Source organism: Moraxella sp. CTOTU46711 (assembly GCF_031975715.1).
Taxonomy (GTDB): Bacteria; Pseudomonadota; Gammaproteobacteria; order Pseudomonadales; family Moraxellaceae; genus Faucicola.
The window spans coordinates 304,037-329,180 of sequence record NZ_DALYMP010000002.1; the positions used below are offsets into that span (position 1 = coordinate 304,037).

Sequence of the window (25,144 nt, forward strand, 5' to 3'; positions counted from 1 at the left end):
AAGTATGGATTTTGATTTTAATTTGATTCTTGTCCCTGCGACCTTGATTTTGGGCGCTATTTGGCTACTGGATAAATTGGTACTAAAGCAAAAGCAAAGCAAAGGATTGGAGAAATCGACTGCACCGGTGCGATGGGCGTATGATTTTTTTCCGATTTTAGCGATTGTGCTCGTGGTGCGCTCGTTTTTGATTGAGCCGTTTAATATCCCCTCATCGTCGATGGTGCCCACCCTGTATACGGGTGACTTTATTGCGGTCAATAAATACGCATATGGTATCCGCTTACCACTGGTGAATACCAAGGTGCTTGATTTAGGCGCGCCACAGCATGGTGATGTGGTGGTATTTCGCTATCCTGAGAACCCAAAAATTTATTATATCAAGCGGGTGATTGGCGTGGGTGGTGATACGGTGAGCTTTAATAATGGGCAGTTAAGCGTCAATGGCAAAGCGATTGCGACCACGCCAGCAAACTTTACCCCCGACCCTAAGATGACAGCGCAGCTCTATCCGCCAGGTAAAACCGAGACCGGTGAGGTTGTGACAGCTGAGCAAGCTGCGCAGCTAGGCAATCAAGAAGAACAAACAGCCCAGTATGTGCAGGAATTTCCCAGCAATAATCATCAACATTTGGTGCGCTATTTGGGTGACAAAAATTGGTATCAATATGCCAGCTTTTTGCAGCAAGCGTCACCTCAATTGATTGCAAGCCAAGGTCAACAATGGCAACTAACAGTGCCTAAAGGACACTATTTTGTGATGGGCGATAACCGTGATCGCAGTGCTGATGGTCGTTTTTGGGGGTTTGTACCTGATGAGAACCTAGCGGGTAAAGCTGTGTATGTGTGGACGCACAAAGCCAGTGGATTAAGTCTACCCACCTTTAATCGCAATGGCGCAATACACTAACTGCTTACTTTAAAAAATTGGATATCAAAGCCTTTGTTGTTGAGAATATTTAATTAACTGAAGCTACATTAACCTATCTTGAGCGATGGTCAAAGGAGAATACGGCATGAACCTACCAAGTCATCAGCGCGGCGCCAGCGTCACGGGTATCGTGATTATGATTGTACTCATCGTCGTGTGTGCCAAAATCGGTTTAGCTATTATCCCTGCCCAAGTCGGTCACTACCAACTCAAAAAATCGTTAGCTTTTGAACTTAAAAAGTCCAATGACAACAAAGAAAGTGTCAAAGAGTTTTTAGGTAACGTCAATTCTCAATGGAATATCAACGGTGTCAGCCAAAAGGCAGAGGACGTCGTGGAAGTGGTGGATGATACGCCAGGTGCGATGTCAGTGAAATTGAAATACGATGAAGCAAACAACTTTTTTGGTAACGTCGATATCGTCAATCGCTTTGAAGATACCATTAGCGCAGAAGATGCCAAAGTCGCCAAGCAATAGTTATCCCCAATCTTAAGTAAGTGATAGCCATGTGATGATTTCACTGGCGAATACTGTTCTAACAATTTGAAGCAGATGAATTTACCAATCCCTATCCCCACCTTTAATCTCAAAAAACTACCGCCACAAGTGCGTCAATTAACCGCACTGTTTTATCAAATGGGTTATCAGTTTGATAATGTGAACCTACCCATTATGGCACTCATGCATCGCTCATTTGATAGCGAACACAATTATGAGCGATTAGAGTTCTTGGGAGATGCATTGCTCGGTGTGATCATCGCAGAAGCCTTATTTTTGCGCTATCCCGACTATAATGAAGGTCGGCTCAGTCGCTTACGTGCATCGCTTGTGCGCGAAGAGACCTTGGTGATTATCGCAAAGCAGCTCAATTTGTCAGAGTATTTGATTTTAGGGGTGGGCGAGCGTAAAGGTGGCGGTCGTCAGCGCGCCTCAATATTGGCAGATAGCGTTGAAGCCTTGATTGGCGCTATTTATCTTGATAGTCAAAATTTTGACACCGTCAAGGCTTGTGTGCTGGTGTGGTTTGAAGATTTGTTCGAAAAAGTGAAAGAACAAAAAGTGCTAAAAGATGCCAAAAGCCGTTTACAAGAGCTGTTGCAAGCACACCAACTTGCACTCCCACGCTATGAAGTGACCGAAACCATTGGTAATGCCCCCAATCAAATTTTTGTGGTGAGCTGCCAAGTCGAAATTGTTTTTGACAATAAAACCGCCAAACCTATAGCGCCAACCCAAGCGTCAGTGATAGCAAAAGGGGAAAGTCGCCGTATTGCTGAGCAGCGCTGCGCCGAAGCCATGCTGAATAAAATCAGTGATTTGTTGCCCCCGCTGCGCTAATTTGCCAACCTGCTATACTGTCAATACCCAAATTTGCTGAAATGCTTACTGAAATTTGCTCAAAACTCTTCTACAATAATTTGTACCCTTTAAACCAATATTGAGATCCCACTTTATGTCTAACCAAACAGACGCTACCCAACAAACAACCACTGACCCAGCTGCAAACAATGCATCAGCGGACAACAACCATGATGTTATCAGTCAATTCTTCAGTGGGCAAAGTGATTCAGCGCCCGCGCGCGCGGTGGATTTTCGCACGGGTTATGTAGCCATTGTCGGACGTCCGAACGTGGGTAAATCAACATTGATGAATCATGTGTTGGGTCAAAAATTGTCGATTACATCGCGAAAACCCCAAACCACCCGCCATCGCATTATGGGAATTTTGACCAACGAGCAACTACAAGCGATTTTTGTTGACACCCCAGGTATCCATAGCCGCGAAGTGCGCGCCATCAATGAGCGTATGAATAAAGCCGCAACCTCGGCTTTAGCAGACGTGGATGCGGTATTGTTTGTGATTGATAGCCTAAAATGGGTGGAAGATGATGAGCTGGTGTTTGCCAAAGTGCAAAATTTGGGTGTCCCTGTGATTGCAGTGGTTAATAAAAGCGACACTATTAAGGACGAAGCTCAGCTGTTCGCACTACTACAAAAACTGCATGACACCCAAGTATTTAGCGATATCGTGCCCGTATCTGCATTACGTGCGCATAACTTAGATGAGCTAGTACGAGTCATCGGTAAGCATTTACCGATTGCAGCGCCCATCTATGATGCAGAACAAGTCACTGACCGTTCGGAGCGCTTTTTAGCCAGTGAAATCATTCGTGAAAAAGTGATGCGCGCATCGGGCGATGAGATTCCTTACGATTTAACGGTACAAATCGACACCTTCAAGGATGAGCCAGCGCATCAAGACCCAAAAACAGGTAAATGGCGTAAAGCCGTGACCTTCATCGATGCCACGATTTTTGTCGAGCGTCAAGGTCAAAAAGTGATTGTCATCGGTGATAAAGGCGAAAAAATCAAACAAATCGGCATCGAAGCGCGCCAAGACATGGAAAAAATGTTTGATAAAAAAGTGATGCTGACGCTGTGGGTCAAAGTCAAAAAAGGCTGGTCAGATGATGAGCGTGCGCTAACGAGCTTGGGCTACTAGGTTATAGGCTAAAGGCTACTATGCGCAATCAACTGCTAACAGGTTACATTCTGCACCAAAAGCCGTATGGTGAAAGCCGCAGTTTGGTTTACCTGTTTAGTGAAGAATGGGGTGTAGTACATGGTATCGGTAAAAAAAACTTACCGCTATTTGTCCCCATACAATTTTTTGGCAATGGTAAAAATAGCCTAAAAACCTTTAGTCAAAGCCAGATTTTGCAAAATCACATTACGCTCACAGGACAAAGCCTGTATGCGGGCATGTATCTCAATGAGATTTTGCAAAAACTATTGCCTGTCGAAGAGCCGTTTACTGAGATATGGCAAGCATATCAGCAGTGCGTTGCAAACATGGCAACGCTGTTTGTCGACCCAGCGCAATCGCCACATGACATGACCCGTTTAAAGTGGCATTTAAGACGCTTTGAAAATGTATTGTTTGAACAATTAGGCTATGGGTTCGATTTTGCTAAAGATGCGTTGGGGGATTTAATAGCACCATCGCAGCGTTATCAATACCAGCTACAGCAGGGATTTATGCCAGTTTTACCTTTGGATAAACCGGACATAGCATTAACAGGTGAGCAGCTGCTAACTTGGTATCAATGTTTGCAAGATGAAACGATGTTTAACCAAATGATGCAACAAAATTTTGATTTAGCCAAACAATTGGTCAATAGCATCAGTGCCATGCACCGCCATTTGATGGATAATTTACTCAATTATCAAACCTTGCAAAGCCGAGAACTTTGGCAGCAGCTTACCCAGTATCAATAAGCTTACCCACTATCAATCATAGACAAAATAGGGCATATCATGACCAGCAATCAACCCTTACTCGGCGTCAATATCGACCATATTGCAACCCTGCGTCAAGCGCGCGGCGTGGCGTATCCCGATCCTGTGGCAGGTGCGTTAATTTGTGAGCAGGCAGGGGCGGATGGTATTACGCTGCATTTGCGTGAAGATCGTCGTCACATTCAAGATGATGATGTTTATCGGCTTGCCAAAGTCATAACCACTCGTATGAACCTTGAAATGGCGGTCACTGACGAGATGGTAGCGATAGCCTGTGATGTTAAGCCAGCTTGGGTGTGCTTTGTCCCTGAAAAACGCCAAGAACTGACCACCGAAGGCGGGCTTGATGTGATTGGCAATCAGCACAAAATAGCCAGTGCGATTCAACAGTTACATCAGGTCGGCACTCAAGTGTCACTATTTATTGACCCAGAGTTGGCACAAATTGATAAAAGTATTGCGTTGGGGGCAGATGCCATTGAACTACACACCGGCGCCTATGCGGACTATTGTTTGCAACATGACCAAGATAAAATTAGCCAGGAAATTAGCCGTATCAAAACAGCCGTGACGCATGCCCACGAGGCAAAAGCAAGCTTGCTGGTCAATGCGGGGCACGGTCTTACCCGTGACAACGTTGCACCCATTGCTGATATTGGTGGCATCCATGAACTAAATATCGGTCATGCCATCATTGCAGACAGTGTGTTTATGGGGCTTAGCCAAGCGGTTGGCGCAATGAGAAAAGCATTTACCGCAAAAGCCTAGCTGTTAGGGGCAGTTAAACTGTTCAACTGAGTAGGGCTTATATTTAATAATGCCTGTTTTGCTAAAACTTACCTTTAGTCGATTATCGACCTTACCATCTAAAGGGCAGTATTGAATATTGCCCATATAACCAATGGGTCTAGCGTTTTCTGGCTTAAAAATAATATAGTTGTTATTCAGCGAGATATTTGCCGTAAGCACACCCCAAGACAAGTCTAACGTAAGCTGATGATTGAGTTTGTCTACCGCTGCCTCATAGCTGTTATTGTTGTTTTTGTCGATAAAGCTAATCAGCTGATGACCGCCAGTTGTCACGCAAGCCAAGCTATCACTAGCCACACAGGCAACGACAGGGTTTTGATAAATTAGCGCCTCTTGTTTTGCCCTGCTTAAAAAATTCATTAAACTTGAAGCAATGTTTTTTGCTTCCATTTGCTTTAAGCTGTTGGTAATAGTAATCGAAGCCATCGCCACAATGATAGATAAAACAGCCAAAACGACGACTGTTTCAATCAAAGTAAACCCCTGTCTTTTTGTTGAGAACACATTGGATTTCGAATCATTCATGCTATTAGAGCTACCGGCTAGATCATAATGGAATAACACAATAAACGATTTTAGTTCATTATTATAGAGAGTTTTGCTGAATTAACAAACAAATATTGATATAAAAGATAGAGGTAGCGGGTTATAAAGCTAATAAAAGCGACCAAAAGACTGGTACTGTCTGACATACTGAAGTTTTCAAAACCGATTGATGGGTTTACATGTTAAATCATCTATCTTATGTTATTAATGCTAAACCATTTTCTAGACGAAACTGTTTTAATGGTATGACAAATGTATCACTCATACATTAAGTAAATGAATGTCACTAGAATGTATCATTTAGTGACAGTATGAATTTAAGATATGGTAAATTTAAATAGACTGTATTAAAATCCTTCTCAAGATGAGTGTATAGTTTTGATGTGTAATTTCGAATCATTATGATGGTTGTTGGATTCTTAGTAACGAGCGTAATTAATAAGCTTAGCTACTAAAAAATAAAAATATAACATATTGTGATGTTCGTGTAATATTGTGTAGCAATGTAAAAAAAAGAGTTGTAAACACAATTTTTAGGCGTTAAGCTATATTTAACAAGTTCATAAATTACATGTGTTTTGATGTGTTATTTTGTGAATTAACTGTCAGGTTATTTTAATTTAAAATGAGCCAATCCTTTGGAGGACTTCTATGAAGCTAAATAAAATCGCTCTAGCAGTTGTTGCTGCAGCTGTTATGCCAGTAGCCGCTAACGCAGGCGTTACTGTTACACCTTTGCTACTAGGTTATCATTATGTAGATGGTATCAGCAAAACTGAAGACAAACAAGGCGAACAATTCTACGGTACTCACCAAGATAACGACTTGTACACTGGTGCAGGTATTGGTATCGAATTGACACCTACTATCGCACTTGAATTAGAATACGGTGAAACTGATTCTGACGCATTAAATGGCAACGGCGATAAAGTTAACGGACATGATTTTGAACAAAAATCATACTCAGGTAACTTTACTATCGGTACTGAAACCTTTAGTGGCTATACTAACAGCCCATTCAAGCCATATGTGTTAATCGGTGCAGGCCAATCAAAAACCTCAATGGCATTTGATGATGGCAGCAAAGCAACTTCTAAAGACACAATTGGTAACTTAGGTCTTGGTGCTTACTACCGTATCAATGATGCATTAAGCCTACGTGGTGAAGGTCGTGCGATTTATAACTTCGATAACGATTGGTGGGAAGGTCTAGCATTAGCAGGTCTTAACGTGGTTCTAGGTGGTCACTTGGCACCAGCAGCACCAGTAGTTGAGCCTACACCTGTTGAACCAATTATTGTGACTGATGGTGATGACGACCAAGATGGCGTGTTAAATAGCGTTGACAAATGCCCAGGCACCCCATTAAACGTTGTTGTAGATGCTGATGGTTGCCCACGTGAAATTACAGCTGATGACGCATTACGTATGGAATTACGTGTATTCTTTGACAATGACAAAACTGTCATCAAAGATCAGTACAAACCAGAAATCCAAAAAGTTGCTGAAAAAATGAGTGAATATCCAAATTCAACAGCTTCAATTGAAGGTCACGCTTCAAAAACTGGTCCATCTGCGCGTTACAACCAACGTTTGTCTGAAGCACGTGCAAATGCGGTTAAATCAATGTTAGTTAACCAATTTGGTGTTGCACCACAACGTATTAGCACAGTGGGTTACGGTTATGACCGCCCAATTGCAGACAACAACACTGCTGAAGGTCGTGCAATGAACCGTCGTGTATATGCTATCATCACTGGTAACAAATCTAGCACAACCGTTCAAACTAAAGACATGAACGTACAATAATTAGCTATTAAATAAAAAAGCTACCCTCGTTGGTAGCTTTTTTTATTTTTATTATCAGCTATAAACTCAACTTAGATAAATTTAATCTATTTTTAACGATAAGATGTTATACTACCGCGTGTTTTAATTTTCCTTCCTAGCCGAATTTTCAAGAGCTATTTTTTTATGTCAGATTCAATCAAAAATCTTCGCAATATTGCGATTATTGCCCACGTTGACCATGGTAAAACTACTCTAGTCGATAAACTGTTACAACAATCAGGTACTTTTGGTGAGCGTGCCGCAGAAGTTGAACGCGTCATGGACTCTAACGCATTAGAGCAAGAGCGTGGTATTACCATTTTAGCCAAAAACACGGCGATCAAATGGACCAATCCTAAAGACGGCGTTGAATACCGTATTAACATCGTCGACACCCCCGGTCACGCCGACTTCGGTGGTGAAGTTGAACGTGTGATGTCGATGGTTGACTGTGTGTTGTTATTAGTTGATGCCGTTGATGGTCCTATGCCACAAACCCGTTTTGTGACCTCAAAAGCATTTGCCCGTGGCTTAAAGCCAATTGTGGTGATTAATAAAATTGACAAACCAAGCGCACGTCCAGACTGGGTCATGGATCAGGTATTTGATTTGTTTGATAATTTGGGTGCGACAGATGAGCAGCTAGATTTTCCAATCGTTTATACCTCTGCCATGAATGGTATTGCAGGGTTGTCGCCTGACGAGCTTGCAGAAGATATGCAGCCATTGTTTGAAACCATCGTAAATGTCGTTGAGCCACCACAGGTGGATACGGACGGTCCATTCCGTATGCAGATTTCAAGCCTTGATTATGATAACTTCAAAGGTTTGATTGGTATCGGTCGTATTCAGCGTGGGTCAGTTAAAACTAATACGCCTGTAACGATTGTTGATAAAGAAGGTAATAAACGTAACGGCCGTATCCTACAAATCATGGGTTACCATGGTCTTGACCGTATCGAAGTACCTATGGCACAGGCAGGTGATATCGTTTGTATCACGGGTATCGATGCGTTAAATATTTCTGATACTATCTGTGATCCACAAAACGTAGAAGCCTTACCACCGCTAAGTGTCGATGAGCCAACCGTATCGATGACTTTCCAAGTCAATAACTCACCATTTGCGGGTAAAGAAGGTAAATTCGTGACGTCGCGCAATATTCGTGAGCGCCTAGAACGTGAGTTAATTCATAACGTGGCACTTCGCGTAGAAGATACCGACAGTCCTGATAAATTTAAAGTCTCAGGTCGTGGGGAACTTCACTTATCTGTATTGATTGAGAATATGCGCCGTGAAGGTTTTGAGCTAGGTGTATCACGTCCAGAAGTGATTGTTCGTGAAATCGAGGGTGAGAAACAAGAACCGTTTGAAAATGTGATTTTTGATGTTGAAGAACAGCACCAAGGCGCAGTAATGGAGCAAATGGGCTACCGTAAAGGCGAATTGACCAATATGGAAGTTGACGGTAAAGGTCGTATCCGTATTGAAGCGGTGGTACCGTCACGTGGTTTGATTGGTTTTCGCTCTGAGTTCTTAACCATTACCTCAGGTACCGGTATCATGACCTCAAGTTTCTCACATTATGGTCCTGTGAAAACAGGCGATGTGGCAAAACGCCAAAATGGTGTGTTGATTTCTATGGTGAATGGTACTGTATTGGGCTATGCGCTATTTAACCTTCAAGAACGTGGTCGTATGTTTGTATCACCACAAACTGAAGTCTATGAAGGTATGATTGTCGGTCAAAACTCACGTAGCGATGACATGGTAGTCAATCCAACCAAAGCAAAACAGTTGACGAACGTGCGCGCTAGTGGTACCGATGATGCGATTATTTTAACGCCACCAATCATTTTTACCCTTGAACAAGCGCTTGAATTTATTGAAGATGATGAATTGGTTGAAGTCACACCAAAATCAATTCGTCTACGCAAAAAATACTTGACTGAAAATGAGCGTAAACGTAACGGTCGTAAATAATAGCGAGTCTACGCGATAAAAATTTTGAGAAAGCCTAACATTTATTTACAAAAAGCTTGTACCTGTTACAAGCTTTTTTAATTTAATCTACACACTGGCAAAGTAAAGGTTTAAAATCTTACACAATTCCTTATGATGATAAGGGCTTTTTAGTCAACGATTGCAGCAATTATTTTGAAAGTAGGAGAAGTTATATGAGCATGATGTCAGAATTTAAAGAGTTTGCCCTCAAAGGCAATGTGATGGATTTGGCAGTGGGTGTCATCATCGGCGGCGCATTTGGTAAAATCACGACGTCATTGGTAGAGGATATTATTATGCCGATTATCTCTGCGATTATGGGCGGCAGAATCGACTTTACCAATATGTTTGTGGTGTTAGGTGATGTACCTGCAGGCACGGCTATGACGTATGATGCGCTGAAAAAAGCGGGTGTACCTGTATTTGCATATGGTAATTTTGTCACCATCTTAATCAACTTTATTATTTTGGCATTTATCATTTTTATGTTGGTGAAAGCTATGAACCGCTTACGCCGTCAAAGCGAAGCACAAGAAGCGGCTGCACCAGAACCTTCAGAAGAAGTACTATTGCTACGTGAAATCAGCAGTAAATTAAGCAAATAACGGTTTGTAAAAAAGCTGATAGATTAAAATTTCAGTCCATGTTATTTATAAATGAAAAAAAGCCTCCATGATAACTGGGGGCTTTTTATTGATTGCTAGTCAATCTACCTTTTTTATCTATAGATATTCATCAGCTAACGACAGTAAGGCAAGTTATGACAAAGCAGGTAATCGTGCTTGGTGCAGGGGTGGTGGGTGTCACCACTGCTTGGCAGCTTCGACAAGCAGGGTTTGAGGTAACGGTAATCGAGCGTGAAAGTAGTTCGGCATTGTCAACATCGTTTGCCAATGGTGGGCAAATATCTGTATCACATGCCACGCCTTGGGCAAATCCTGATACACCCTATAAAGCGCTAAAATGGTTATTGCGAGAAGATGCGCCATTGTTATTTCGCTGGCGTCGGTTGTTGGGTTTACCGGGCAGTACCGCGAAAGATGCAGCCCCTGATAGGGCGCTGTGGCGATGGGGTTGGCAGTTTTTACAGCAGTGCAATGCGAAAAGTGCCGATGCTAATTTGGTACAGATGGTCAATTTAGGATTATACTCTCGGCAGATACTGGGCGAAGTCAGGGTGCAAACAGGCATTGATTATGACTGTCTGACACGCGGTATTATGCATTTTTATACCGATCATGCTGAGTTTCAGGCAGCGATAGCACCTACTAAACGGATGCAGCAATTGGGTTGTGATCGGCAAGTGATTAGTGTGGATAAAGCGATAGAATTAGAGCCTGCGTTAACTGGTATTGGCAAAGAATTGGTTGGGGCGACTTATACGGCACTTGATGAATCAGGGGATGCCCAAAAATTCACCCATCGCTTGGCAGCACTTTGTCAGCAGCAAGGGGTAACATTTTTATTTAATACCGCCATCAAACGACTTATTTATCATAACCAACACATTGACGGTGTGGAAGTAATGTCCGTTGATAGTAAAGATAATGCTGCTTTGCCAGCGCAATCACAGATACTATCTGCGGATGCTTATGTACTGGCGTTAGGGAGTTATAGTCCTGCCTTAGTCAAAGATTTGGGTATCAATCTACCCATCTACCCTGCCAAAGGCTATTCAGCCACGTACCCCGTGTTGCGACCCCATGAGACACCTTATGTAAGCTTGATTGATGATGAGTTTAAGCTGGTATACTCGCGCTTAGGCGATCGCTTGCGAGTAGCAGGAACGGCTGAATTTAACGGCTTTAACCTTGAGCTAAATCCCGTTCGTTGCCAAGCGATTACGCGGCGGGTGAGAGAGGTGTTCGGGGATGCGGTAGATTTGACTCAGCCAAATTATTGGACAGGGCTGCGACCGATGACACCGTCAAATGTGCCGATTATCGGTCGCGCGGTCAATCGCCAAGGACGTATTGATAATTTGTATCTCAACACCGGACATGGCACCTTGGGCTGGACGCACTCGAACGGCTCAGCAAAAGCGATTGCTGATATCATGCAAGGGCGTCAGCCACAAGTAAATTTTAACTTTGTGGGCTTGCAGGATTAAGGGATTGGGTTGGAATACTGGCAGATTTTGGAAAGGTCACCGTGAAGGTTGAGCCTTTGCCAACTTTGGATATGATATCAAGGGTGGCATGGTGCTGATACAAGACATGCTTGACAATTGCTAGCCCCAAACCCGTTCCCCCTGTGTCACGGCTTCGACCCGTGTCCACGCGGTAAAAACGCTCGGTTAAGCGCTGAATATGGCGCTGCTCGATACCAATGCCATTGTCGGTCACGCTAAAACATACCCCCGCGTCATACTCATGCCAGCTAATACTAATCTCACCACCTTTGGGGGTGTATTTCATGGCATTGGTAATCAGGTTACTGAGCGCACTTCGCAGATAATCTTCATAACCCAAAATATGTAACGTGCTGTCGATATGCAAATGAATCATATGGTCGTATGACTTGTTGTACATCTGCGCATCGTCAAACAATTGCATCAGCATTTTGGGAATATCAATATCTTTGGGCTCAGTGGGCTTTTCATCGTTCTCTAGCCGAGATAGTAACAGTAAGTCATTGATGATATTATTCATGCGCTGACTTTGCTGCATCATCTGAGTAAACGCGCGAGCAATACGCGGATCTAAATCAGGCTGTTCACTCAAAGTCTCCACATACCCCATGATGACGGTAAGCGGCGTGCGAAGCTCATGCGAAACATTTGCCACAAAGTCTTTTCGCATCTGTTCTAAGTGCTGAAAACGGGTGACATCATAAATCAGCAGTAATTTTTCTTGCCCAAATTTGGTAATCTTGCACTGCACATAGCGCTCGATATTAGACGGGCTATGGATACGTACACCATCTGGATAGTCTTCAATGTGGTGATAATATTGATGAAAAAGCGGGTTGCGAATAATGGTCAACACATTACGACCTTGGTCGGGCGCTTTAAAATGAAAAAGCCGCTCAGCAGAGTTGTTCCACCATTCGATACAGTCGTTTTTATCAATCAGTATAATCGAGTCTTGCAATGCGCTCAGCGAGTCGCGCACTTTTTGCACCAGCGAAACGGTTTGCTGATGCGCCAATTTCTCTTGGCGATTGACTTGGTAGATATTGCTGGCGATGACATTAAGGTTGGGCTCAAATGCAGGCGGCGGCTCATCGGGGTTTTTGTTATACCACGCTTTAAAGCGTTGTATCGACCATAAAAAATATAGCTGATACAGGCAAAGCCCTATCGCCAGTCCCCAACCCCAAAACCCTAATAGCCCGCCAATCAACAGCCCGGCAACCCCAGCTGTCACGACGGGTGAAATGCTCGCCCACATATTAATTTTTCTAGCATCCATTGAAAAAGCTTACTATAGCGAAGTTGGGATAAGTTGGCAAAAATTTCAATGCGATTAATCAGGCTATTGTTAGTCGATTTTATTAGAAAAACGATAGCCTGTGCCACGTACAGTTTGGATGTAGTCCGCAAACCCAAATGGCTCAAGCACTTTACGCAGGCGGCGGATATGCACGTCAATGGTACGATCTTCGACATACACATTGCCACCCCACACTTGATCAAGCAGCTGGGTGCGGGTATAAGCCCGCTCGGGATGACTCATAAAGAAAGCAAGTAGCCGATATTCTGTTGGTCCGATATCCACCGCTTTGTTATTGGCACTCACGCGCTGACTGGCAGGGTCTAGCGACAAGCCGCCTACGTCAATGGGTTTTTCGCCTGACAATGCGCTACTACGGCGTAATACCGCTTTGATACGGGAAACCAATTCACGGGTGGAAAACGGCTTGGTGATATAGTCATCTGCCCCTGCATCAAGTCCTTGAACTTTGTTGTCTTCTTCACCTTTGGCAGTGAGCATGATGATAGGAATTTCAGAGAGCATTTCATCTTTTTTCAGGCGGCGGCATAAATCAATGCCTGATAGCCCATTGGGTAACATCCAGTCTAATAAGATGAGGTTGGGACGATGATCGACCGCCAAATGATGGGCTTGAGAGACTTCTGAGGCTTGCAAACAATCAAATCCTGCCATCTCTAGTGTGGTCACGATCATTTCTCGAATGGCAGGCTCATCTTCCACCACCAAAATAGTTTCATTTTTCATAAATTTCTCAAGCGATAAAAATAGGCAACTGTTTGTCAAAATAATTTTATGACAACAATATTACAATGCCCATATTACAACTTCAGAATATGACAAAAAAATGACAACGATAAGTTTTTATGGCTTTTATTTGTGGTGTTGTAAGAAATTCGGCGTTTCACTCAATTTTTGATACTTAACACAGGTCGCATCACAGTTCAAAAATAAAATTTATCGGACCATCATTGCAACTGCTGACTTGCATATCTGCGCCAAATTCGCCTGTTTGCACGGCTGCATATTGCATCTTGGCATACGCTACTATCTGCGCAAACAAAGCTTTGGCAGTGTCGGGCGCCATCGCAGGCTTAAAATCAGGACGTCTACCCGATTGGGTATTGGCAAGGAGGGTAAACTGCGACACTAACAGTAACCCGCCATTGACTTGTTGCACGTTTTTATCCATTTTGCCTAGCTCATTTTCAAATACGCGATAGGTAAGGATTTTATCAATCATTTTTTGCCCCATCGCGAGCGTATCATCATGCCCAAGTCCAAGATAGACAAGTACGCCGTGTGCAATCTCGCCGACGATTTGTTGTGGGTGAGGCGCTTGGTTAACTGCGACTTTGGCAAATTTCACCCGTTGTAGTACTGCTTTCATGATTTTTCCTATCCGTTGGTTTGAGCGTAAGCGGCTTAATTTAAAAGCTAGCTTGTCGCTTAACTCGTAGCCCAGTGTTTAATATACCGTGATTCTAAGGGGGATTTTGATTATAATAAGCCAACTTTAAAATGCCAATCTCGAGTAACTTATGACCTTGTTTACGACGTTACAATCGCTTGTCCCACAACAAAAAATCAGTGAAATCGCAGGTCGTCTTGCCCAAAGCCGTCATCCGATGGTGAAAAAAACCTTTATTCGTACCTTTGCTTCGGTGTATGGCATCAAGCTAGAGGAATATGCGCGCTGTAGTTTTTCTCAGTATGACAGTTTTAATGATTTTTTTACCCGTGAGCTCAAAGATGGCGCGCGCAAGATTGATGATGACCCAGATGCGCTGATCTGTCCTGCAGATGGCATGATATCGCAATTGGGGCAAATCGATAAAGACCAAATCCTGCAAGCCAAAGGCAAATCGTATGAAGTTGGGCAATTGCTCGCGGATTATGAACTTGGCAAAGCCATGCAAGAGGGAAGTTTTGTCACCGTGTATTTGGCACCGACCAATTATCACCGCGTGCATATGCCGTTTGACGGTACTTTGGTAGAAACCATCTATGTGCCAGGACAGCTATTCTCGGTCAATAACGAGACCGCTGAAAACATTACCGATTTGTTCGCCCGTAACGAGCGCTGTGTGTGTGTGTTTGATACCGAATTTGGTAAAGCTTGCGTTGTGCTAGTCGGGGCGATGATTGTGGCAGGGATTGAAACAGTGGCCACAGGCAAAATCAAACGTAGCGATCGCGTGCAGCGTCAAACCCATCAGATGACATTGAAAAAAGGCGATGAACTTGGGCGGTTTTATTTGGGCTCAACGGCGATTGTGGTATTACCAAAATCAGCGGGTATGGCTTGGGGCGCAGGTCTTTATAATTCAGTGCCGGTGACAATGGGGCAACGTCTCGGTACTTTTTTGCAGTAAGCTGTCAAGTTATTTGCTAAATAAAGGTAGCAAAGGCTGCCTTTTTTATTGGGGCTTTTACGCAATCTGCATGGTTGATTGCTCACATAAACTAAACGATAACGAAAAATATTTTAGGAAAATTTGTTTATAATAGCCGACTCATGATTTTTACCTGCTGTTTTATTTAGACGCGCTTTTTTATTTAAATTGATCACTATGAACCTACCGCAAACACCGCAACCTCAGCCATCGCACGACTTAGACTATCCAACAGTTTGGATTATGATTTTGGGGTTGATTATTGCTATCGGTCCGCTGTCGATTGATATGTATTTGCCGGCCTTGCCCAGTATGGCACAAGATTTTGGCGTGGCAACGGCTTTTATGTCCAATTCGGTGCCTGCTTATTTTGTGGGCTTGGTGATCGGGCAGTTGTTTTATGGTCCGATTTCGGATCGGATTGGGCGCATCAAGCCCTTGTATGTGGGCATGGTACTGTATGTGATTGCTTCGGTGATGTGCGCCACCACCACCAATGAATATGTGCTGTTTGTCTCACGAACGCTACAGGCGTTAGGCGCGTGTGTGGGAACGGTGGTATCGCGGGCGATGATTCGTGACCGCTTGCATCCCAAGCAAATGGCAAAGGCATTTTCGCTGATGGTCCTAGTGATGGGGATTGCGCCAATTTTGGCACCAAGCCTAGGGTCTTTGCTGTTAAAAGTCGCCAGTTGGCGGGTGATTTTTTGGTTTTTGGCAGGGTTTGGTATTTTAAATATCGTGCTGACCCGGCTGTTTTTGCATGAAACCTTGACCGATGAGTTTCGCAACAACCGTCCGATGAATGACGTGCTCAGTCAATACTGGGACTTGCTCAAAGACACCCAGTTTAATTATCCTGCGATTGGCGCAGGGCTGCTGATGGGTTCGATGTTTGTGTATATCAGCGCGGCACCTGAGCTAATTATGGAAGGGTATGGGGTCACGCCGCAGCATTTTAGCTGGATTTTTGGCATGAATGCGGCAGGTTTTATTGGGTTGACACAGGTCAACCAATGGCTGGTGAACCGTTATCGTCTAGTCAGCTTGCTGCGATTTGGGGCGGTGATGCAAGTCATCGCGGCGGCATGTTTGATGCTGCTAGGTTTAGTCTTTGGCACGCAAGCTTGGCTGCCGTTGGTGCTCGCCAGCATTTTTTGTTGTATTGCAGGGTTGGGACTCACTCAGCCCAATTCAGGCGCCATTGCTTTGGCATTTCAAAAACACCGCGCTGGCATGGCGAGTGCCTTGCAAGGCTCCCTCAACTTTGTCGTCGGTATTTTTGGCGGATTAATCTTAAATATCCTGCCCTTTAATCCCGTCGCCAAGCTAGGTATTACCATGTTTATGCTCATGACTATCGGCGCATTTTTGGTATTTCAAATCGACAAAAACCTCGATGTGGCGGATATGGACTAAGGGTTAGTCAAACCGATACACATCCATACCCAAACTAAAATGGGCAAAACTTTCATGCACGATGCTCATCTTTGTGCCTGCGCCTGCCGCAAAAAATAACGGCAATAAATGCTCAGCGGTGGGGTGATTGTGACGAGCAAATGGATGTGACCGCCAATCTAAAGCCGTTGGCATATGTTGTTTGAGTTGATGAATCAACCAATATTTAAATTCACGGGCCTCAGCATCCACCTCACCACTATCAAACTGTACCTGCGCCAAATTATGGGTGACACTGCCAGAGCCGATGATTAATACTTGCTCTGCCCGTAGGGGCGCCAATAAAGCCCCTAGCTGAAAACACGCATAACTATCAAAATGCTGCGGTAGCGAAAGCTGCACAATCGGCACATCTGCCTGCGGATACAAATGCACCAGCGGCGACCATACCCCATGATCAAATGGACGCAGTCGATTGACCGACGTGCTAACGCCCAAAGCTTGCAACTGCTGTGCCAGCTGCTCGGCAATCAGGCTATCGCCTTTGACAGGATAATCAATTGTATAAAGCGCTTTTTGAAAGCCGCTAAAATCATGCCAAGTAGCGGGCGCCGCATTGCCATTGATTTCTAGATGCTGGCTTTGCCAATGCGCAGAGATGATGATAATTAAGCGTGGTTTTGGCAGATTTTGCCCAAATTTATTCAGCGCTTGGGTAGTACGGTTGTTTTCGATAGCAATCGTCGGCGCCCCATGTGAAATAAACAAACTGGGCAAGGTATAAAGCTGGTACGGTGTGTTGGGTAAAAATGGCTGCAGGCTGATTGGTTGTTTTTCGGTTTTTTCCATCAATTTTCTTAAAGTTGCAGTGATAAATAGAAATGATAACGAATTAATAAGGATTAACTACAAAGGATTAATAGGTTAAATAAGGGAAAAATTCGCAAAAACAAGCCATGTCAGCGATTTCATACATAATCAGATATAACAGGTTAACTGGAAAAACTTAAAAATAATCACCGCGGTGATACGGATGATGATGGATAATGGTCATAGCGCGGTACAGTTGCTCCATCAGTAGTACACGCACGAGCGGATGCGGCAAGGTAAGATTGGACAGCGACCATTTGAATGTCGCATGGGCTAATACCTCTTTTGAAATGCCATCAGCACCCCCAATCACAAACGCCATGTCATCACCCAGCTGCATGGCTTCACCAACTTTAGCCGCTAACTCTTCGGTTGATAGATTTTTGCCGCGTACGTCTAAGCAAATCAGCTGTTCGCGTTTGCCTGCTGAATTTTTGGCTTGGTGCGCTTGCAGAATTAGTCCACCTTCGGTGATGGCATATTTTTCAAGTTCGGCAGGCGAGGGGTTTTTGGCACGTTTGCAGGCGGGGATTTCAACGATTTCGGTGCTAAGCATGGGCTGAATACGTTTATAATAGTCGTCAAATCCCGTCTGCACCCAAGCTGGCATTTTTTGTCCAACGGCTAAAATTCTTGCTTTCATGGGTTCCCCTTTGTTATTTTTTCATCAATCTATGTCACTGTCTATATCACTGTGGTGATTCACTGTTAGCCATTGAACATTCATTATTGAAGCCAACTATATTTTCGCTATCGAAGCCAGCTATATTAAAACTTAAAACGAACCATTTAAAAACCAACCATTTAAAAACGCTTGCAACGCACCCATATACAATGCGATGAAGCCTAAAGCGACCTAAGCTAAGCTAAAGCCTGAACTAAAACTAAGCTGAGCAACAAAATTTTAACATGATTTTATCGCTATGATGGATAATACTTCCCCTAGCATTTAATGAAGGTGATAAAATAATTTGCATGACAAAGTTTAAATGATAAAAAAAGACGACAACAATATGAAAAATTGGCAAGACCCCAATGCCGCTGTTGAAGCAGCCAACTATGACAACCCGATTCCAAGCCGTGTACTGATTCTGCAAACCCTACTTGAGCGCGGACAAGCGACCCAACACGAGCTTGCGACGATTTTTGATTTAGATGATGACGAATACGACGCACTGGGCAACCGCTTAAAAGCCATGCTGCGGGATGGACAATTAAGCCGTGATGCCGACGGTGGTAATCCTTATATTTATCGCCCATTGACTGAGAACGATGCTGTGACTGGCGTAGTCGCTGCCCATGCCAAAGGCTTTGGCTTTGTCGTGCTTGAGGATATGCCCGATTTATTTTTGAATGAAACCGAAATGCGCTGGGTATTTCATGGCGATAAAGTAAAAGCCATCGCCACTAGCACCGACAACCGTGGTCGTATGATGGGTCGTGTGCTGTCGGTGGTGTCCCATGCCCAGCTACAATATATTGGTAAACTTGCAAAAGATGACGACGGTTACTTTGTAGAACTCATTAGCCCCAACAATCATCAACCGATTACGGTGACGGAAGAAAACGTCGAAGCGTTGCAACTTAAAATGGGCGACCCCGTCAAAGTCGATATCATCGACTATCCCACCCAGCATGAATACGCGACGGGGAAAATTACTGAAAGCTTGGTCGATGATAACGAGCGTGAATTGATTATCAAAACTACGCTGCTAAATTACGATATTCCCCATGAGTTTAGCCCAAAAGTCATGCAGCAAGTCGATGCGTATAAAGAGCCGACGCAAAAAGACTATCAAGACCGTATCGACTTACGTGCGTTGCCACTAGTCACCATTGATGGCGAAGACTCGCGCGACTTTGATGATGCCATCTATGCCGAAAAACGTCGCGGCGGTGGCTATCGCTTGGTCGTCGCGATTGCCGATGTCAGTCATTATGTGACTGCCAACTCAGTACTTGACCAAGAAGCCTATGAGCGTGGTACATCGGTGTACTTCCCGCATTTTGTGGTGCCGATGCTCCCTGAAAAACTCTCCAATGGTCTTTGCTCTTTAAACCCAGGTGTTGACCGCTTGTGTATGGTAGCCGATATCGTACTATCGCGTAGCGGCAACGTGACCAGCTATGAGTTTTATCCAAGCGTGATGCACTCTCAAGCGCGATTGACTTATAACCAAGTCAATGATTATTTTGCCCAAGCGCAAGGGGAAACGCCCAAAGCCGAAGTGCCTGTCACTCTCACCGGTAATAAAGCGGTCAAAAAATCGATTGATGTGCTGTATGATTTGTACAAAGTGCTATTGGTCAAACGCGAACAGCGCCATGCGATGGAATTTGAAACCCAAGAGACTTATATCAAATTTGATGAAGCCGGCAAAATCAGCGCTATCGTGGCACGGACGCGTGGTGATTCGCATAAGCTCATTGAAGAGATGATGCTATTGGCAAATACCTTCGCAGCTGAATTCTCGCTCAAGCATGAATTGCCGGTTTTGTATCGCAATCATGATACCCCAGAGGCAGAAAAAGCCGCTCGCGTCAGTGACTTTGTGAAGCATTTTGGTTTGTCATTTCCTGAAGAAAACCCGACACAGGCAGATTATCAGCGTATCATTGAAGCGACACGCGAGCGCCCTGATGCGATTAGTATCCATAGTGTGCTACTGCGCTCCATGCAGCAAGCCAACTATGCACCGACTAATATCGGACACTTTGGGCTGGCGTATGAGGAATACAGCCACTTTACCTCACCGATTCGCCGTTACCCCGACTTGATGCTACACCGTGCCATCAAAGCGAAAGTGACGGGCAAAAAGGCACCACTGCCAGATTGGTCGCTAGAAGATGCGGGTGAGCAGACCTCAATGACAGAGCGCCGTGCCGATGAAGCCAGCCGTTTTGTTGAGCAGTGGCTCAAAGCGCATTATATGAAAGACCATATCGGTGAAGCATTTGATGCGGTGGTTACAACAGTGACCAATTTTGGCTTGTTCGTGACCCTCACCGATTTATTCATTGATGGCTTGATTCATATCTCGCATTTGGGCGAAGATTACTTTGTATATGATGACAAGGCGCAGCAGTTATTTGGTGAAAAGTCAGGACTGGTGTTTGGACTTGGTGATAAAATCCGTGTCAAAGTCGCTGCCGTCAATATGGAGACCCAGCAGATTGATTTTGATTTGGTGGCACAGCTGGAAAAATCGTCATTTAATAATCGCGGTAAAGGCAAAAGTCGCGGTCAATCGCAAGCGGTCTCTAATTCTGTTCAATCCAATCCTAACGCGCCATCCAACCCTAACGCTCAATCTAAGCCAAATGAGAGCGCCAGAAAAGCAAAAAGCGCTAAAAATAAAACTAACGCGCGCAACAAATCTCGTTAATGAAAAAAAGGGCAATACAATTTGCCCTTTTTTTATCGTTGAGACAAATACCTGTTAGAACAAAAAACGTCTTTGTCTACTTAATCTTAGCTATTTAATAATAGCGACTTAATATTAGCCACTTGATGCCCTTTAACCAGGCTTGCTTGGCCGTACTAGCAGCTAATATGCCAACTGATTATTGCGTGGTTTTCTCTGCGCTCGCCAAATTATTGGATGACGTTTGGGCGGCTTGATTCAAATCTGTTGTTGCCTTATCAAGCACTTGTTTGGGCTGCTCGCCAATCGATGAGGTATCGTTTGCTGCTATGGCTAAGGGCGCCGAGGCGGCACTACTATTGGCTTGGTTTGACGCAATGACTTGCTGGGTACGATGTGATGATATGAGGTTAAAAATAGCGAGTGCGGTGATGCCTAATATCGCAAAAATAATGAGTAATTTTGATTGCATGGGGATTTCCAGTGTAGCGTCAATTTGGCTAACCGACGTGTAAAGCCTGACGTCTAAAGTCTGTGGCTTAAAACGTCAAATCGGGTTTGCTAGGACAAAAATTGACAGTCATGTCTATAAAAATTGCTAGGCTACCTTTCTGCAAAAATCATGCAAGTTTATTCTGTTAATCTTTAATCTGGCAGCAGACTGACTTCGGCACTAATTGGCAAATGGTCAGAGAGATTGCACCAAGGTTGTCCCTTATGCACCCAAGCACGGTGTACTTGTAGATTGCGCACATAGATACGGTCAAGGCTTAATACCGGAAGCTTGGCAGGGAAGGTGGGCAGTAATTTGCCATGGTGGGTCAGCACGGCTTCTTGTAAATTAAGGTCACAGCCAAGCTTTTGACAGGATAATTTTTTCCAGTCATTGAAGTCGCCTGCCAATATCAGCGGCGTGGATTGGTCGATTTCGTTATTGATATACTGGCTTATCACCTCATATTGTTTTTCACGGTCATTTTCCATCAAATTTAGATGCGCACAAAGCACGATAATGGGCGTGTGCCAGCCTTTGGGCTGAATTTCGCAGTGCAACACACCACGCTGCTCAAGGCGACTTACTGTGATATTGACATTGTGTTTGGGGTCGAGCGGATGGCGACTTAGCACCGCATTGCCATGATGACCGTGGTTATATTCGACGTTTTTGCCATAGCTGTTTTCAAGCTGTAGATACTCGCCAAACCATTCATGTTGGGACTGGTGGGGAAATTCATTGTATTTCACCACGCGTTTGAGATTTTGACCTTGGACTTCCTGCAAACAGATAATATCGGATTGCACTTGGTTAAGGGCAGCGGCGATGCCTTCCATTTTGACAAAACGATTGAGGGGTGACATGCCTTTATGGATGTTATAACTGGTGATAATTAGGCTGTTTTTTGGTTGTTTGCCGCCTACTACTTCATTTGATGCTACTGGGTTAGGTGTTATTTTTTTAGGTGTTAGTGAGCGCATAATAAAATCACAGTGATAAACATGGCATTATTTTAACGTGAAATTGTACCACTGGCTTGTTTTGACAAAAAATTGTCACAATATAATGGTTGTCGACATTTATGTCGCAAATGTATTTTGCAAAGCTGTGTAGCAAAATGGGGTAGCTTTGCCAAGCATTGCGGTTTTTATGCTAAAATTTTGGGCAATGACGACTTTTACTCTCAATCATCAACGAGCGATAGAAAATTGGAAAACAGTATGACCAACGATGTAGAAAATCCGACAGAAAATTTGCACCTTGTTGAATTTAATCAGTTAGCGCTTGAGCGACTCAAGATGGCAATCGATGAGGCGTTGGCGAATGGACATGCTTTTTTGTCTATGCTCGATGATGAAGCCGACCTCGAGCACAAAGCTGGGCAAGCTAATAGCCAAGTTAACGATGCACACCTCAGCAGCCAGCAAGCACTCAATGATATCATCGCCTTTGACCATGTGAATTTGGCATTAGACCGCAGTTGGGGCTTGCTATCGCACTTAAATAGCGTGGTCAGTGATGAGCCAATCTGTGCGCTGCATCATGCATTATTGCCCGCGCTTTCTGCCTATGGCACGGCGGTTGGTCAACATCTCCCGCTGTATCAACGCTATCAGCGTGTGGTGAGCGATCAGTCATTTTTTGAGTGTTTAGAGCCTGCAAGACAACGCTCGTTGACCTTGGCGCTACAAAGTTTTGAGTTATCCGGTGTGGGTTTAGCGGAGGCGCAAAAACAGCAATTTGCCACGCTTGCCAGCGAGTTATCTACACTATCAGCTAAATTCTCCGATAATGTGCTCGATGCCACCCAAAGCTATTTTTTACCGTTAAGCGAATCACAACTGGCAGGACTGCCTGATTCTGCGCTTGCCATGCTGGCAGATGCGGGTAACCGATACACAGAAAAATTCCCTGAGCAAGTATTGGCAACGCCTTATGTCGCGACACTTGATATCCCAGTCTATCTTGCGGTGATGACCTATGCCGATGACCGCGAGTTACGCGAAACCTTGTATCGTGCGTATGTCACCCGCGCCTCTGAATTGTCAGCGCAGCCAGAATTTAACAATGCCGATATCATGGCGAACATCTTGGCAAAACGCGCGCAAAAAGCCCAGTTATTGGGTTATGACAATTTTGCTGAGTTATCGCTTGCCACCAAAATGGCGGACAATGTCGATACTGTAGAGCAGTTTTTACGGGATTTGGCAGACAAAGCACGACCCTTTGCCATGCAGGATTTAAAACAACTGCAGGTTGAAGGTTTGGCGTTTGGCATCGGTGATGAGGACGATGACGTGCGACCTTGGGATACGGCGTATCTGGCAGAAAAAGTCAAACAACGTCAATTTAATCTATCGCAAGAACAAGTGCGTCCTTACTTCCCAGTGCCGACAGTCATCGCAGGCTTATTTGAGATTGTGCAAAAACTGTATGGCATTCAGATTGAAGATAAAACTGCAAGCACGCAGCGCTGGCATGATGACGTGCGTTTTTATCAAGTTTTTGATGAACATCAGCAGCTTATCGGTGGTTTTTATTTTGATTTATATGCTCGTCCTGGCAAACGCGGTGGCGCATGGATGAGCGGCTTTCAAGCGCGTTATCAACACAATGATAGCGGTTATCAGCAGTTACCCGTTTGTTTTATGGTGGCAAACTTTAGCCCTGCGCCAACGGGTACACAGCGCGGCAAACCCAGCTTATTAACCCATGATGAAGTGTTAACCCTGTTTCATGAGTTTGGACATGGGCTGCACCATCTGCTCACTGAAGTGAATGTGGGCGATGTGGCAGGCGTGAATGGCGTCGAATGGGATGCAGTTGAGCTACCCAGCCAGTTTATGGAAAACTGGGCATGGCACCCTGAAGGGATTGCATTAATCAGCCGTCATGTCGATACGGGTGAAACGTTGCCAGAGAGCATGCTACAAAGTATGCTCGCTGCCAAAAATTTCCAAAGCGGCATGCAAACACTGCGCCAGCTAGAGTTTGCGTTATTTGATTTGTTATTGCATGCCAAAATCCCAGCACCCGACTATCCCCAGTTATTGGCGTTACTCGACAGCGTGCGTGCCGATGTGTCGATTATGCCGACCGCCAGTTATAACCGTTTTGCCAATGGCTTTAGTCATATTTTTGCAGGGGGCTATGCGGCAGGGTATTATTCTTACAAATGGGCAGAACTGTTGTCAGCCGATGCGTTTAGCAAGTTTGAAGAGACCAGTATTTTTGATAAAAACGCTGGCAAATCCTTCCGCGATAACATTTTAGCCAAAGGCGGTAGTCAATCTGCAAAAGCCAACTTTGAGGCATTTCGCGGTCGTGAAGCCCGTATTGATGCGCTGTTACGCCACTCGGGATTTTTAACCAGCAGCTATGATGAACTGCTGAGCGATGACACCGATAACGCCAACACCCAAGCTTGGTAACACGGTTGTCAAAATACAGGCTAGTAAAAAGAAGAAACTATGAGATATCAATCCAATCGCCCCAAACGTCAATTTTTGGCGGGGGTGGCTTGTCCAAGCTGTAAAGCACTGGATAAAGTTGTTCAGATTCAGCTATATCAGCCCGAATATGATGAATATATCGAGTGTACGGCGTGTGGCTATACCGAGCGTCGCCCAACACCCGATGATATCATTGACATTCAGCAATCTAATCATCATGAAGACACTCATCAGGAAACTGTTCATTATGGCGACGATGGCGCAGGTATTGTTAGGTTTAAATAGGCCAAGTTTAAGCGGTCTGGGTAAAT

Annotated in this window: 23 protein-coding genes; 15 read left to right on the forward strand and 8 right to left on the reverse strand. The window is 44.3% G+C overall.

The window, feature by feature from the left end; all coding sequences use genetic code 11:
• The first annotated feature begins 4 nt into the window (after positions 1-4).
• The 6 genes from lepB to pdxJ all read left to right on the forward strand — a co-directional run bounded on the left by lepB (position 5) and on the right by pdxJ (position 5,000).
• On the forward strand, positions 5-910 hold the full coding sequence (gene lepB, locus RTJ53_RS05220) for a signal peptidase I (protein WP_312276139.1): 906 nt from the start codon (positions 5-7) through the stop codon (positions 908-910).
• A gap of 106 nt (positions 911-1,016) precedes the next feature.
• Entirely contained in the window at positions 1,017-1,409 is a 393-nt protein-coding gene (locus tag RTJ53_RS05225; protein WP_312276140.1) for a DUF4845 domain-containing protein, read from the forward strand.
• A gap of 75 nt (positions 1,410-1,484) precedes the next feature.
• On the forward strand, positions 1,485-2,270 hold the full coding sequence (gene rnc, locus RTJ53_RS05230) for a ribonuclease III (protein WP_312276141.1): 786 nt from the start codon (positions 1,485-1,487) through the stop codon (positions 2,268-2,270).
• Between the two features lie 115 nt (positions 2,271-2,385).
• Complete coding sequence (era, locus tag RTJ53_RS05235) at positions 2,386-3,435, forward strand: GTPase Era (protein ID WP_312276142.1); 1,050 nt, start codon at positions 2,386-2,388, stop codon at positions 3,433-3,435.
• Between the two features lie 20 nt (positions 3,436-3,455).
• Positions 3,456-4,211: a DNA repair protein RecO gene (recO, locus tag RTJ53_RS05240; protein ID WP_312276143.1), complete on the forward strand. Its 756-nt coding sequence runs from the start codon at positions 3,456-3,458 to the stop codon at positions 4,209-4,211.
• Between the two features lie 39 nt (positions 4,212-4,250).
• The gene (gene pdxJ / locus RTJ53_RS05245) at positions 4,251-5,000 is read left to right on the forward strand and encodes a pyridoxine 5'-phosphate synthase (protein WP_312276144.1); all 750 of its coding nucleotides are present in this window, start codon (positions 4,251-4,253) and stop codon (positions 4,998-5,000) included.
• A gap of 3 nt (positions 5,001-5,003) precedes the next feature.
• On the opposite strand, the gene RTJ53_RS05250 is transcribed toward pdxJ, so the two are convergent.
• Positions 5,004-5,567, reverse strand: a complete 564-nt coding sequence (locus tag RTJ53_RS05250; protein ID WP_312276145.1) for a pilus assembly FimT family protein — start codon at positions 5,565-5,567, stop codon at positions 5,004-5,006.
• 672 nt (positions 5,568-6,239) lie between these two features.
• Between RTJ53_RS05250 and RTJ53_RS05255 the strand changes: the two genes are divergently transcribed.
• The 4 genes from RTJ53_RS05255 to RTJ53_RS05270 all read left to right on the forward strand — a co-directional run bounded on the left by RTJ53_RS05255 (position 6,240) and on the right by RTJ53_RS05270 (position 11,532).
• Entirely contained in the window at positions 6,240-7,397 is a 1,158-nt protein-coding gene (locus RTJ53_RS05255; RefSeq protein ID WP_312276146.1) for an OmpA family protein, read from the forward strand.
• A gap of 165 nt (positions 7,398-7,562) precedes the next feature.
• The gene (typA, locus tag RTJ53_RS05260; RefSeq protein WP_036595294.1) at positions 7,563-9,401 is read left to right on the forward strand and encodes a translational GTPase TypA; all 1,839 of its coding nucleotides are present in this window, start codon (positions 7,563-7,565) and stop codon (positions 9,399-9,401) included.
• 194 nt (positions 9,402-9,595) lie between these two features.
• Positions 9,596-10,027: a large conductance mechanosensitive channel protein MscL gene (gene mscL / locus RTJ53_RS05265; RefSeq protein ID WP_036595296.1), complete on the forward strand. Its 432-nt coding sequence runs from the start codon at positions 9,596-9,598 to the stop codon at positions 10,025-10,027.
• Between the two features lie 92 nt (positions 10,028-10,119).
• Entirely contained in the window at positions 10,120-11,532 is a 1,413-nt protein-coding gene (locus RTJ53_RS05270; RefSeq protein ID WP_472795573.1) for a D-amino acid dehydrogenase, read from the forward strand.
• Here the strand turns inward: RTJ53_RS05270 and phoR are convergent.
• The 3 genes from phoR to dtd all read right to left on the reverse strand — a co-directional run bounded on the left by phoR (position 11,507) and on the right by dtd (position 14,246).
• On the reverse strand, positions 11,507-12,814 hold the full coding sequence (gene phoR / locus RTJ53_RS05275; RefSeq protein WP_312276148.1) for a phosphate regulon sensor histidine kinase PhoR: 1,308 nt from the start codon (positions 12,812-12,814) through the stop codon (positions 11,507-11,509). The two genes, RTJ53_RS05270 and phoR, sit on opposite strands and share 26 nt — an antisense overlap.
• Before the next feature lie 90 nt (positions 12,815-12,904).
• A complete protein-coding gene (gene phoB / locus RTJ53_RS05280; protein ID WP_036595303.1) occupies positions 12,905-13,603 on the reverse strand; it encodes a phosphate regulon transcriptional regulator PhoB in 699 nt (232 codons plus the stop codon).
• A 190-nt stretch (positions 13,604-13,793) separates the two neighbouring features.
• Positions 13,794-14,246: a D-aminoacyl-tRNA deacylase gene (gene dtd, locus RTJ53_RS05285; RefSeq protein ID WP_312276149.1), complete on the reverse strand. Its 453-nt coding sequence runs from the start codon at positions 14,244-14,246 to the stop codon at positions 13,794-13,796.
• Positions 14,247-14,397: 151 nt separating this feature from the next.
• Between dtd and asd the strand changes: the two genes are divergently transcribed.
• On the forward strand, positions 14,398-15,231 hold the full coding sequence (gene asd / locus RTJ53_RS05290; protein WP_312276150.1) for an archaetidylserine decarboxylase: 834 nt from the start codon (positions 14,398-14,400) through the stop codon (positions 15,229-15,231).
• Positions 15,232-15,429: 198 nt separating this feature from the next.
• Positions 15,430-16,671: a multidrug effflux MFS transporter gene (locus RTJ53_RS05295; protein ID WP_312276151.1), complete on the forward strand. Its 1,242-nt coding sequence runs from the start codon at positions 15,430-15,432 to the stop codon at positions 16,669-16,671.
• Between the two features lie 3 nt (positions 16,672-16,674).
• Here RTJ53_RS05295 and RTJ53_RS05300 read toward each other — a convergent pair whose 3' ends face one another.
• Positions 16,675-17,499, reverse strand: a complete 825-nt coding sequence (locus RTJ53_RS05300) for a DODA-type extradiol aromatic ring-opening family dioxygenase (protein WP_312276152.1) — start codon at positions 17,497-17,499, stop codon at positions 16,675-16,677.
• A 157-nt stretch (positions 17,500-17,656) separates the two neighbouring features.
• Entirely contained in the window at positions 17,657-18,163 is a 507-nt protein-coding gene (gene rlmH, locus RTJ53_RS05305) for a 23S rRNA (pseudouridine(1915)-N(3))-methyltransferase RlmH (RefSeq protein WP_312276153.1), read from the reverse strand.
• A 346-nt stretch (positions 18,164-18,509) separates the two neighbouring features.
• On the opposite strand from rlmH, the gene rnr reads away from it, so the two are divergent.
• Positions 18,510-20,906, forward strand: coding sequence for a ribonuclease R (gene rnr, locus RTJ53_RS05310; protein ID WP_312276154.1), 2,397 nt, complete (start codon positions 18,510-18,512; stop codon positions 20,904-20,906).
• Between the two features lie 178 nt (positions 20,907-21,084).
• Here rnr and RTJ53_RS05315 read toward each other — a convergent pair whose 3' ends face one another.
• Together RTJ53_RS05315 and RTJ53_RS05320 are read right to left on the reverse strand one after the other, a co-directional pair.
• The gene (locus RTJ53_RS05315) at positions 21,085-21,357 is read right to left on the reverse strand and encodes a hypothetical protein (RefSeq protein ID WP_312276155.1); all 273 of its coding nucleotides are present in this window, start codon (positions 21,355-21,357) and stop codon (positions 21,085-21,087) included.
• Between the two features lie 173 nt (positions 21,358-21,530).
• A complete protein-coding gene (locus tag RTJ53_RS05320) occupies positions 21,531-22,361 on the reverse strand; it encodes an endonuclease/exonuclease/phosphatase family protein (RefSeq protein WP_312276156.1) in 831 nt (276 codons plus the stop codon).
• 240 nt (positions 22,362-22,601) lie between these two features.
• Here RTJ53_RS05320 and RTJ53_RS05325 point away from each other — a divergent pair, with 240 nt between their 5' ends.
• Positions 22,602-24,812, forward strand: a complete 2,211-nt coding sequence (locus RTJ53_RS05325; protein WP_312276157.1) for a M3 family metallopeptidase — start codon at positions 22,602-22,604, stop codon at positions 24,810-24,812.
• Positions 24,813-24,851: 39 nt separating this feature from the next.
• Positions 24,852-25,118, forward strand: a complete 267-nt coding sequence (locus tag RTJ53_RS05330; protein ID WP_312276158.1) for a YheV family putative metal-binding protein — start codon at positions 24,852-24,854, stop codon at positions 25,116-25,118.
• Positions 25,119-25,144: the final 26 nt, after the last annotated feature.